This window comes from Patulibacter minatonensis DSM 18081 (genome assembly GCF_000519325.1).
GTDB classification, from domain to species: Bacteria; Actinomycetota; Thermoleophilia; order Solirubrobacterales; family Solirubrobacteraceae; genus Patulibacter; species Patulibacter minatonensis.
On the sequence record NZ_KI912613.1, the window covers coordinates 2,053,850 to 2,064,879 of the forward strand.

At 75.6% G+C, this 11,030-nt stretch carries 10 protein-coding genes and 2 pseudogenes; 5 read left to right on the top strand and 7 right to left on the bottom strand.

The window, feature by feature from the left end:
• From PATMI_RS28780 to PATMI_RS0109450, 4 genes and pseudogenes are all read left to right on the top strand, one after another.
• Positions 1–580 (top strand): annotated as a pseudogene (locus PATMI_RS28780) (hypothetical protein); the annotation flags it as partial.
• A 52-nt stretch (positions 581–632) separates the two neighbouring features.
• The gene (locus PATMI_RS0109440; RefSeq protein WP_026910713.1) at positions 633–1,724 is read left to right on the top strand and encodes a DUF4350 domain-containing protein; all 1,092 of its coding nucleotides are present in this window, start codon (positions 633–635) and stop codon (positions 1,722–1,724) included.
• Positions 1,721–2,656 (top strand): AAA family ATPase, encoded by a 936-nt coding sequence (locus tag PATMI_RS0109445; RefSeq protein WP_026910714.1) that lies wholly within the window; start codon positions 1,721–1,723, stop codon positions 2,654–2,656. The genes PATMI_RS0109440 and PATMI_RS0109445 overlap by 4 nt, the downstream gene beginning before the upstream one ends.
• Positions 2,653–4,041 carry a DUF58 domain-containing protein gene (locus PATMI_RS0109450; RefSeq protein ID WP_026910715.1) on the top strand — a complete coding sequence of 463 codons (1,389 nt, stop codon included), beginning with the start codon at positions 2,653–2,655 and terminating at the stop codon, positions 4,039–4,041. Before PATMI_RS0109445 ends, PATMI_RS0109450 begins: the two co-directional genes overlap by 4 nt.
• 48 nt (positions 4,042–4,089) lie before the next feature.
• Here the strand turns inward: PATMI_RS0109450 and nicT are convergent, their stop codons facing one another.
• From nicT to PATMI_RS0109475, 5 genes are all read right to left on the bottom strand, one after another.
• Positions 4,090–5,163 carry a Nickel transporter NicT gene (nicT, locus tag PATMI_RS0109455; RefSeq protein ID WP_026910716.1) on the bottom strand — a complete coding sequence of 358 codons (1,074 nt, stop codon included), beginning with the start codon at positions 5,161–5,163 and terminating at the stop codon, positions 4,090–4,092.
• A 97-nt stretch (positions 5,164–5,260) separates the two neighbouring features.
• Positions 5,261–5,584 (bottom strand): hypothetical protein, encoded by a 324-nt coding sequence (locus PATMI_RS34240; RefSeq protein WP_051471268.1) that lies wholly within the window; start codon positions 5,582–5,584, stop codon positions 5,261–5,263.
• Positions 5,581–7,032, bottom strand: a complete 1,452-nt coding sequence (locus tag PATMI_RS28790) for a DUF4331 domain-containing protein (protein ID WP_051471269.1) — start codon at positions 7,030–7,032, stop codon at positions 5,581–5,583. Before PATMI_RS28790 ends, PATMI_RS34240 begins: the two co-directional genes overlap by 4 nt.
• A gap of 4 nt (positions 7,033–7,036) precedes the next feature.
• Complete coding sequence (locus PATMI_RS0109470; protein ID WP_157260694.1) at positions 7,037–7,450, bottom strand: hypothetical protein; 414 nt, start codon at positions 7,448–7,450, stop codon at positions 7,037–7,039.
• A gap of 200 nt (positions 7,451–7,650) precedes the next feature.
• The gene (locus PATMI_RS0109475) at positions 7,651–8,658 is read right to left on the bottom strand and encodes a stage II sporulation protein M (protein WP_026910718.1); all 1,008 of its coding nucleotides are present in this window, start codon (positions 8,656–8,658) and stop codon (positions 7,651–7,653) included.
• 4 nt (positions 8,659–8,662) lie between these two features.
• Between PATMI_RS0109475 and PATMI_RS38190 the strand changes: the two genes are divergently transcribed.
• Positions 8,663–9,676, top strand: a complete 1,014-nt coding sequence (locus PATMI_RS38190; protein WP_051471270.1) for an RDD family protein — start codon at positions 8,663–8,665, stop codon at positions 9,674–9,676.
• Positions 9,677–9,726: 50 nt separating this feature from the next.
• On the opposite strand, the pseudogene PATMI_RS38690 reads toward PATMI_RS38190, so the two are convergent.
• A pseudogene (locus PATMI_RS38690) lies at positions 9,727–10,296 on the bottom strand (cadmium resistance transporter); the annotation flags it as partial.
• A gap of 40 nt (positions 10,297–10,336) precedes the next feature.
• Positions 10,337–11,014: a phosphatase PAP2 family protein gene (locus tag PATMI_RS34250; RefSeq protein WP_169738343.1), complete on the bottom strand. Its 678-nt coding sequence runs from the start codon at positions 11,012–11,014 to the stop codon at positions 10,337–10,339.
• Positions 11,015–11,030 lie beyond the last annotated feature (16 nt).

Genomic DNA, 11,030 nt, shown 5'->3' on the forward strand with positions numbered 1-11,030 from the left:
CCGCAAGGCCGACGAGCTCCGCGAGGTCGCGCGCGACGCGATCCGCACCAGGGAGCGCCGGGGCGACGGCGAGGACGACACGCTCGGCGGACTCGATCTCGACGTCGGCGGCGGGGTCGCGTGGCCGCTGGCCATCGTCGTCGTGGTGCTCCTCGCGATCGTCGGCGCGGTCGCGCTCGCCCGGCGCGGCCCGCGCCGTCGCGGGCGTGCCGAGGACGTCGCCGTGGCCGGCGACGCGCGCGTGGCCGACCTCGAGCGGGAGGCCCGGCGCGCGGAGGAGGCCGGCGAGCACCGCACCGCCGTCGTGCTCTGGTTCCGGGCCGGGACCCGCCGGCTCCGCGACGCCCGCCGCGTGCGGGCCGCCGAGACCGCGACGCCGTCGGAGGTCGCCCGCGCCGCCGAGGACCACCGCGTGGCCGTGCTCGCCGTCGACCACGACCGCGCCGCCTACGGCCCCGGCCCCGTCGGCCCCGACGCGAGCCGCGGCGCCCGCGAGGGCTGGGCCGTGGTGCTCCGCGAGCCCCGGGCGGAGCGGCCCGGCACGGACGACCGGTCCTCCGCGACGGGCGGCGGGACATGAGCGCCCACGGCATCCCGGCCGCGACCGGCGCCGCACGGGTGGGGGAGGACGCGTGAAGGGGAAGGTCATCGCGGGCGTCCTGGCCGCCGTCGTCGTGCTGGTCGTGCTCGCGACCCAGTTCAGCGGTGGGGACGACGGATCGACGGAGGTCCGCGACGGATGGCGCAGCGGCGCGGAGCGCGGCCTCGGGGCCTGGGCGGCGGTGCTGCGGCACGAAGGGGTCAGGCTCCGCGTCCGCGACGTCGACCCGTCCTCGATGCGCCTCCTGCCCGGCACGACCTACGTCTTCGCGGAGGAGCTGCTCGACGACGACGCCGCCGACCGGGTCGTCGAGGAGCTGCGGCGCGGGGCGCGGGTCGTGGCGGTCGGCGACGACGCCGACCTGGTGCTCCGCGCGCTCGACGAGCCGACCGCGGACGAGACCCGGACGAGCGGTGACGCCGTCGCCGTCCGCGACGCCGCCGAGACCCGTGCGACCGATCTCGTCCGGCGCTCCGGCGTCGTCTGGTCCGATCCGCCGTCCGACCTCCGGCCGCTGCTGGAGCTCGACCGCCCGGGTGGCGACGCCGTCGCCGGCACCCTGCGGGTCGGTCGCGGCACGGTCGTCCTGATCCCCGACCGCGGGATCGTCGAGAACCTCGACCTGCGGGAGGCCGACAACGCCGCGTTCGCGGCCGCCGTCGTCGGGCGCGGGAAGGCCGTCGCGCTGCGCACGCGCGAGTCCGGATCGGTCGGCGGGCTGCCGTCGCGCGCCGTGCTGGTGGTCCTCCTGCTCGTCGCCGCGGCCGCCGTCGCGCTGGTCGCCCGCGGGCGACGCCTCGGGCCCGCGGTCCAGCCCGACGAGGATCCGACGCCCGGGCGCTCCGGGTACGTCGACGCCGTCGCGGCCGTCCTCGCCCGGACGTCCGACCGCCGGTCCGCCGTCGAGCGCCTCCGGGCCCGGGGCCGCGCGCTCCTGGCCCGGCGGATCGGCCTGGAGCCGGACCCCACGCCGGAGGACGTGCGCGCCGCCGCGCGGAGCGCCGGGCTGACCGACGCCGACGCGGCCGCCCTGGCGGGCGGCCCGGGCGCCGCGCCGCCGGGAACCGATGAGTTGCAAGCCGTCGGGCGGGCCCTCGCCCGCCTGGAAGGAGACACCCGATGATCGACATCGTCACCGCACTGCGGGCGGAGGTCGGCCGCGTGGTCCGCGGCCAGGACTCCACCGTCGACCTGCTCGTCGCCGCCGCGACCCTCGGCGGCCACGTGCTGCTCGAGGGGCCGCCGGGCGTCGCGAAGACGCTGACCGCGACCGCGCTGGCCCGCGCCCTGGACGTGGACAACTCGCGGATCCAGCTGACCCCGGACATGCTGCCGTCGGACGTCACGGGCACCGTCGCGCTGCGCGGCGGCGAGCTCGTGTTCCGGCCCGGCCCGGTGTTCACGAACGTCCTGATCGCGGACGAGATCAACCGCACGCCGCCGAAGACGCAGTCGGCGCTGCTCGAGGCGATGCAGGAGGGCGCGGTCTCCGTCGACGGCGAGCGCCACCCGCTGCCGGTGCCGTTCCTGCTCGTCGCGACGCAGAACCCGATCGAGCAGGAGGGCACGTACCCGCTTCCCGAGGCCCAGCTCGACCGCTTCCTCTTCCGGGTGCGCGTCGGCTACCCCGACGAGTCGGCCGAGCGCGAGATCGTCTCCGCCACCCGCGAGGGGCTCCGCCCGGCGGCGCTGAACGACGTGCGTCCCGTCGTCGACGCCGCGGCGCTGGCGGCCGCGCGCGACACCGTGCAGGACACGTTCGTGCACGCCGACGTCGTCGAGTACGTCGTGTCCGTCATCCGGGCCACCCGCCGCCTGCCGAGCGTCGAGCTGGGGGCCAGCCCGCGTGCCGGGCTGCACCTCCTGGCCGCCGCGCAGGCGTCCGCGCGGATCGCCGGCCGCGACTTCGTGACCCCCGACGACGTGCGGTCGGTCGCGGAGGTCGTGCTGGCGCACCGCCTCGTCCTGAGCCCCGAGGCCGAGCTCGAGGGCACCCGCGACCACGACGCGGTGCGCGCCGCGGTCTCGTCCGTCCCGGTGCCGGCGTCGAGGTGAGACTGAGCCCGTCACCCCTGGTCGCGGTCGTCCTGGCCGCGTGCGCGGTCGCCGCCGTCCTGCTGCCCGCGGGGCCCGTGGTGGCGGTCGCGGGGCTCGTCCTCGTGCTGTCGGTGCTCGACGGGTTCCTGGCCCGCCGCCGGCCGCCGTCGCTGGAGGTGACGGCGCCCGGGATCGCCCCGCGGGGCGCCGCGGTGCCGGTGACCGTCACGCCGGCCGTGGCCGAGCCCGGGCTTCGGCTGCGGCTCGCCGGGCTCCCGGGGGTGACGGTCGACGCCGGCGACGGCAAGGGGTCCCTGACGGCGCAGGTGACCGCCGCGCGCCGCGGCCGACACGTGCTGCCGCTCCCGGTGGCCCGCCGCACGGGCCCGCTGCGGCTGGGGCGCTGGGACCATCGCGGCACGACGCCCGTCGAGCTGCGGGTGCTCCCCGACTACCGGACCGCCCACCTGCTCGCCGCCGCCGTGCGGTCCGGGCGTGCCGCCACCGGGGTCCGGAACCGCGGGCCCTACGGCCTGGGCACCGAGTTCGACCACGTGCGCGAGTACGCGCCGGAGGACGACGTCCGGATGGTCAACTGGCGCGCGACCGAGCGGATGGGGCGCCCGATGAGCAACCAGCGGCGCGTGGAGGCCGACCGCGACGTCGTCGTCCTCGTCGACGGCGGCCGGCTCGGTGCCGCCCCGGCCGACCGCGACCCCGACGGTCCGGGCGCGCCGCGGACGACGGGTCCGGACTTCGGCGGCCCGCGCTGGAGCGCGGTGCGTCGCGCGCTGGCGCCCGGGGCGCACCCGGACGAGGACGAGGACGACGCCGGTCCGCCGCCCGCCGAGCTGCGGCTGCTCGACGTCTGGCTCGACGCCGCCGCCGCGGTCGCCGCCACGGCCGACGTCCTCGACGACCACGTCGGCGCGATCGCCTACGACGACCGGATCCGCCGCCAGCTCCAGCCGCGCCGCGGGGCCGGCGACGCCGTCGTCCGGGCGCTCCACGACCTCGAGCCCACGCGGGTCGACAGCGACCACGAGCGCGCCTTCCGGCAGGTCGGCGGGACGCGCCGCGCGTTCGTGCTCGTGCTCACCGATTTGCTGGACGAGGCCGCGGCCGCGCCGCTCCTGGCGGCCGCCCCGCTCCTGGCCCGCCGCCACGCGCTCTGCGTCGCCACGATCGAGGAGCCGCGGCTCCGGCGCCTCGCGACGACGGTCCCCGAGGACGAGATCGGGGCGCTCGCCCAGGCCGTCGCGGTCGACGTCCGCGACCAGCGCGACCGGGTCGCCGCCCGGCTGCGCGCCCGCGGCGCGCAGGTCCTGTCGGTCCCCCCGGGCAGCCTGCCGGCCGCCTCGGTGCAGGCGTACCTGCGGGCGAAGCGGCGCGGGGTGCTCTGAGCCCGCCCGGCGCGCGACGCGCCGGCGGCGGGCCACCAGGCGCCGCTCCTACGAGAGGTCGCCGCCCGGCCGGAGCTTCGCGTTCCAGCGCTGCTCGATCCGGCCGAAGCGCCAGACGGCGACCGCGACGAGCCACGTGACGACGAACAGGCCGACCAGGACGTAGCCCACGGCGTTGAGGTCCAGCGCGGAGAAGAAGCTCCAGATCCCGCCCTCGAGGCCGAGCTTCTCGGCGAGCACCTGCATCAGCTCGATCACGCCGATGCCGAGCGCGACGGCGACCGACAGTCCCGTCACGGTGATGTTGTAGAAGACCTTCCGCACCGGCTTGGCGAACGCCCAGCCGTACGCGACGGTCATGAACGCGCCGTCGATCGTGTCGAGCAGCGACATGCCGGCGGCGAACAGGATCGGCAGGCAGAGGATCGCGTAGAGCGGGAGCCCGCCCGCGGCGGCGCTGCCGGCGGTCGCCAGGAGCGCGACCTCCGTGGCGGTGTCGAAGCCCAGGCCGAACAGCAGACCGAGCGGGTACATCTGCCACGGCTGCTTCACGGCGCGGGTCGCGCGTCCGAGGAACCGGTTCATGAACCCCCGGGAGTTCAGCTGCTCCTCGAGCGCCTGCTCGTCGAACTCGCCGTGGCGCATCCGCCGGAAGACCTTGACGATGCCGACGAGCACGACGAGGTTGATGAGCCCGATCAGGAGCAGGAACAGCCCGGAGACCGTGGGGCCGATGAGCCCGGTGGCCTGGTGGAGCGTCGAGCTGTCGTCCTGCACCGCGCCGCTCAGCCCCTTGATGCCGAGCGCGAACGCCGCGGCGAGCAGGAACACGATCGAGGAGTGCCCGAGCGAGAAGAAGAAGCCGACGCTCAGCGGTCGCTGCCCGTCGGCCATGAGCTTGCGGGTGACGTTGTCGATCGCGCCGATGTGGTCGGCGTCGAACGCGTGGCGCATCCCGAGCGTGTAGGCGGTGATCCCGATGCCGACGCCGAAGACCCCGGTCGTGCCGAGCGACAGGTGCGCCGGGACGACCGCGCCGAACAGCAGGCCGAAGCCCACGACGTGGAGCAGCAGCACGACGGCGAACAGCACGGCGGCGCGCCGCCACTCCGCCGGCGACATCGAGCGGGCGATGCGCCGCCGGCGCGACGGGCGTGGCCCGCCGACCCCCGGGCCGGTCCCCGCGAGGGCCCGGCCCGGCGTGTCCCCGGCCGTCATCTCAGTCCGCCGGGGGCGCCCAGTGGCACTCGGTGACGCCGCCGTCGCGGATCTCCACGTCGCGCTCGCGGGCCGCGTCGCGCACCCACAGCGTGTACGTGCCCGCCGGGATCCGGTCGAAGACCGCGGCGTGGAACGTCTCGCCGCCGATCGGGCGCTCCAGGATGTGCTGGTGCTGGCGATCGGCGTCGTCGCCCGTGGGGCTGATCTCGATCGGCGTGTCGATCTCCGTGTCGTCCCAGTGCACGACGAGCGCGCCGAGGCCGCCGCCGATGTCGAGGACCACGGGCTCCGGGTGCGGCCGGGCGACCGGCTCGGCGCTCACGGGGTCACCCCCGGGATCGAGATGACCGGCAGGGGACCGGACTCCGACGTCACCGTCGGGTGGTCGAAGCCGTCGTAGGGCTCGCCGAGGTACGGGAAGCTCGAGAAGAACCGCGCGCTCGAGCCGACCGGCCCGGTCGGCGGGATCGGCACGCCCTGCGTCACGAGGCTGACCGCGGGGTCGGGGTTGAAGTCCGGGTCGAACCGCTTGTTGATGACCGCGCCGAGCATGCGCACGAAGATCGTCACGATGTCGTCCTCGACCCGTCGGCCGTTCGGGTAGCCGGCCGGGTCGCCGTCGAGCGGGCCGAGCGGCTGGAGCTGCTTGCTCGGCGGGACCGCGACGTTCAGGCGGAGCATGTCCGACGCGATCGGCCCGGTGTAGTTCTGGAAGCCGGGGAAGATGCCGGGCTTGAACCCGTTCAGGAGCAGCGCCCGCAGGTCCTTCCGCGGCTTGCCGGACGCCGCCAGCGCCCGCAGCTTCTCGAAGACGCCGGGGTAGAGGTCGGGCAGGAGCTTCGGCAGCTCGGGCTGCTCGACGCCCGGGGTGTACTCCTTGTCGTTCACGGGCTGGCTGCCGTTCCAGCCGTCCTTCTCCACCATCGGCACCATCAGCTCGTTGAAGAGCGGGCTGCCCAGGCGCGAGACCTGGACCCACGGGCCGGACTCGGTGTGCTGGCCGGTGGTGTCGCCGCGCAGACGCATCTTGCGACGGGAGGCGGCGCCCCAGATCCCGATCGTCGAGGCCGCGGCGTTCACGTCCTTCGGCACGGAGCCGTCGCGGGTGAGGTCGCTGATCGGCACCTGCAGCGCGATCGTATGGACGTTGATGCCGTTCTTCAGCGTGTCGAGGCCGACGGAGGGCAGCATCGGCACCACGTGCAGGGTCGAGAACGGCCGCAGGTCAGCGAGGTCGAAGATCCCGCCGAGGTCGGCGTAGAAGCCGTCGTTGCGCTGGCCGGCGAAGACGGTCCCGCCGCCGGGGAGCCGATGGACCGCCGCCTGCGCGAGCTTCGTGTACTCCGGGGTGGAGTGCGGGCCGATGTTGCACGGCGGGCACGCCAGGCCGGACGCGATGACCTTCGGGGCGCCGGTGCCGACCTGCTTGCTGACGGTGTAGGACTGCCGGCGGTTGAAGTTCGGATCCGTCAGCGACCGGATCGGGCCCGTGTTGTAGAGGAACGTCTTCTGGTTCATGACCTTCGTCGTGAACCGGAAGGTGTAGGTGACGTCGGGCAGCGCGGTGCCCTTGTTGCTGATGTAGATCGAGTACAGGACGTCCTGCCCGAACTCGTAGAAGTTCGGCCCCGCGGCGGCGGCCTCGAGCGGGATGTAGTTCGTCAGGATCGTGACGGTGTCCGGACGATCCGGGCTCACGAACGCGTACGTGTCCGTGTTGTCGACGCAGGGGTCCTGGCTGACCTCGGGTGCTTCGCGATGGGAGGACATGCGCTCAGCCCTTCTTGCTGGTGGTGGGCTTCTTCGCGGGCTTCCGCTTCGCGCGGCGCTTCTTCGCCTTGGGCTTCTTCTTCGTGACCGTCGTCAGGCGGCGGACGAGCTCGCGGTCCTTGACCGTGCGCTGCGTCGTGCCGGTCATGATCACGACGGTGCCGGCCTTCGCGTCGTGGACGTAGGCCATCAGCGGCTCGTCCGGCTGGGGCGTCGTCGGATCCTTGATCGCGACGCCGTTGGCGGGTCGGGACGCGGTCGCGTCGGCGTCGGTCGCGCCGATGAGCGCCACGGGGACGGCGGCCGCGGCGGCGTAGCCCCCCGACCTCCGGAGGAACGCGCGACGGTCGGTCGAGTCGTCGTCGACGAGCAGGACGGGGCCAGGGGCCATCCGCCCTCGCCTGGTGAAGCGGGACATGCCTGATCTCCTCTCCGGACCGCGGTGGGGCCGGGATGGTGACGTTCCCTGCGGGAACCCTCGGGGCCGGCGTGGTCGCCGTCGGTCCTCACGGGCATGAACGACGAGGACGGGCCCGTGGACGCACGCAATGTGCCGATCAGCACAATTCGGTGGTCCGCGCGTCCTCTCCGCCCGTCCCGGCGGGCCCCGCCGGTCGGTCAGCCCGTGGCCGGCGACGCGGCCGGCAGCGGGGCCGCCGCGACCGTCCCGGCGGTCGCCAGGTCGGAGCGCCGCCCGCGGACCACGACCGCGGCCCAGTAGGCACCACCGATGCCCAGACCGAGGACGGCGACGCCGATCGCGGGCCAGCCGGCGGGGGAGACGAAGCCCTCGACGATGCCGCAGAGGACGAGGAAGGGCGCGGTGCCCAGGACGACGAGGACCGTCGGCCGGGCGATGTCGCGCACGGCGACGCGGCGGGGCCGGTCGCCCGGGTCGACGACCGCCCAGCCGACGGCCATCCCGGCCGCGGCGGCGACGACGATGCAGCTGAGCTCCAGCACGCCGTGGGCGACGATCAGGTGCAGGACGTTGCCGAGGTTGTCGTTCGCCGCGGCGACGCCGAGGACGGCCCCGAGGATCGCCCCGTTGTACGCCACGATCACGACGCCGGGGACGACGCACAGGAGCCCGGCGACGAACGCCATGAACGTCACCCGGATGTTGTTCGTGAAGAGCTGCGACGAGAACGCGGCGGACTCCGATGAGGCGAGGCCCCGGTCGCCGACGGGCGGTGCGGCGCCGTCGATGAAGTCGCCGGGGACGAGCGCGGCCGCGACCGCCGGGTCGAGCGCCGCCCACACGCCGACGACCAGCGCGGTCCCGAGCAGCGCGACGCCCGCCAGCGCGATCCACCGCCACAGCGCGTGCGTCAGGCGCCAGTAGTCGCGGGAGAAGAACTGCCGGGCGGAGCCGCGGGCGCCGGCCCGGGCGTAGACGAGGGACCGCGACCGGCGCACCAGGAGCTCGAGCCGCTGGACGACCGGGTCGCCCGGATAGGCGCGCCGCGCGTGCGCCAGGTCGGCGGCGGCGGCGCGGTACGCGGCCCCGAGCTCGAGTACGCCGTCCGCCCCGAGGCGCTCCGGTCGGTTCCCCGCCCGGCGGAGGAGGTCCTCCAGCGCGTCCCACGAGGGGGTGCGGTCGGCGAGGAAGCGGGATAGGGTCACGGCCGTGCAGGAGTATCACGACCGTCTGACGATCTCCACCCCCGAGGCCGTCGACGTCGTGCTCGACCTCGCGGGACCGGGCACCAGGATCTCGAGCGGCGCGATCGACCTGGTCATCCAGGGGCTCGTGGCCCTCGTGGGGCTGCTCATCCTCGGGGGGCTCAACGACGCGATCGGCGACGACTGGACGATCGTCCTCGCCTCGATCCTCGCGTTCCTGCTCCTGTTCTTCTACGACGTCGCCTGGGAGCTCCTGGGCGACGGCCGCACGCCCGGGAAGATGATGCTCGGGCTCCGGGTGGTCCGCGACGACGGCCGCCGCGTCGACCCCGGCTCGTCCGTGCTGCGGAACCTGCTGCGGATCATCGAGCTGCCGCTGCTCTACGCGCCCGGGATCATCATGGTCACGCTGACGAAGCGCCACCAGCGGCTCGGCGACGTCGTGGCGGGCTCGCTCGTCGTCCGGGAGCCGCGCCGCGCCACCCGTGCCCTCGGCCGGACCGCCGGGGCCCCGGACCCGTGGGAGGGCGGGGGTCCGACGCTGCAGCTCGACACGTCGGCGCTCACGGACCACGACCGGTCGACCGCCCGGGCGTTCGCCGCCCGCCGCGAGACGCTGGACCCGAAGGAGCGGCTGGCGCTCGCGACGACGATCGCGGCGGGGCTGCGCTCCCGGCTCGGCGTCGTGCCGGGACGGGCGACGGACGAGGACGTGATCCTCGCGGTCGCGCGGGGGACGTCGCACGACGGCGGCGGGCTCGGCGCGGGGTGGGGGCCGCCGGACGGACGCTGGGCGTCCCCCGAGGCCGGCGGGCTCGACACGACCGGCCTGACCGACCACGACCGCACCACCGCGCGGCAGTTCGCCGAGCGCCGCAGCAGCCTGGCGCCGGGGGAGCGGGACGCGCTGGCGACGGCGATCGCCGGCGGGCTCCGTGCGCGCCTGCGGTCGACCGGCGGGATCGAGGCGGACGAGGAGCTCGTGCTCGCGGTCGCGCGGGACGCCGGCGCGCGCTGAGGCGATGAGCCCACGACGCCGCCGAGCGCCCGGCCGAGCAGCCCGCCCTCGGCGAGGATCGCCAGGCCCAGCGCGATCAGCACGACCGGCACCGCGACGTGCCCCCACCGCGCGACCGTCCGCGCCACCGGCGGGCGGGCGGCGAGCCACCGGGCGCCCGCCAGCCAGACCGCGAGCAGCACCCCGAAGGTCAGCACGACGACCAGGGCGTCGGCGCCGTCCTGGTTGGCGAGGAACGGCACGTACACCGCGATGTTGTCCGCTCCCCCGGCGATGGTCAGGGCGGCGACCGCCGCGGTGCTCGAGACGAGCGGCAGGGCCTCGTCGCCGGCGTCGCCGCGCAGGACGGCCGCCACGCCGAGCATCCCGAGCGCCAGCGGCACCAGCCCGAGGAGCGCGACGACGTCGTCCGGGAGCAGGAGGAGCCCGGTGGCGCCCAGCCACGCCACCGCGACGAGCGTCGTCAGGCCGAGCGCCTGGCCGCCGACGACGTGCCGGACGCGGAGCGGGCCACCGCGCCCGGCCACCGCGAAGAGCGCCGTCAGCACGACGACGTCGTCGAGGTTCGTGGCCGCGAACGCGCCGGCGGCGGCCGCGGCGACGCCGACGGGATCGCTCATCGGACGGTCCGCGGGGCCGGAGGACGGTGGGCGGTGTGCGTCATCGCCTCGCCCGCGCAGGCACGAGCAGCACGACCGTCACCACCGCGACCGACAGCCCCAGCAGCCATCCGGCGAGCACGTCGGTGGGGGAGTGGACGCTGAGGACGACCCGGCTGAGCCCCACGAGCAGGACGATCAGGGCCGCGACGAGGAGGGGCCACCGCGGCGGCGCCTGGGCCGGGCGGTCGGGGGCCGACTCCGACGACCGTCCCGTCCACCGTCCCGCGACGGCGACCACGAGGCCGAGCGTCAGCCACCCCGCCGCCGCCTGCATCGAGTGGCCGGAGGGGAAGCCGCTCGAGTGCTCGACGACCTCGTGCAGCGCGGCCGGCGGACGCGGGCGGCCGACGATCGACTTCGCGAGCGGGACGAGGAGGACCGCCGCCTCGAGCGCGATCAGCGGCCCGACCGCTGCGCGGAGCGGCAGCACCCGGAGCACGAGCAGGCCGACGCAGAGGGCCACGAGGACGACGGTCAGCACGAGCCCTGCACCGAGGTGCGTGACCGCGCGGGCGAGGTCGACGACGGTCGTCGAGCGGTGATCGGCGAGCTCGCGCACCACGTCCGCGTCGAAGCGGGTGACGGCGTTGTGCCCGCGGACGATCACGGCGAGGAGCGCGGTGATCACGACGCACGCGGCCACGAGCGGGAACGGGCGGCGCAGGACGCGGGGCACGGCGAGGGAGGATCGC

Coding starts and splice junctions, on each gene's coding strand:
- PATMI_RS28790 (WP_051471269.1), bottom strand. CDS start 7,032: ATGTCCTCCCATCGCGAAGCACCCGAGGTCAGCCAGGACCCCTGCGTC.
- PATMI_RS0109470 (WP_157260694.1), bottom strand. CDS start 7,450: ATGTCCCGCTTCACCAGGCGAGGGCGGATGGCCCCTGGCCCCGTCCTG.
- PATMI_RS0109445 (WP_026910714.1), top strand. CDS start 1,721: ATGATCGACATCGTCACCGCACTGCGGGCGGAGGTCGGCCGCGTGGTC.
- nicT (WP_026910716.1), bottom strand. CDS start 5,163: ATGTCGCCGGCGGAGTGGCGGCGCGCCGCCGTGCTGTTCGCCGTCGTG.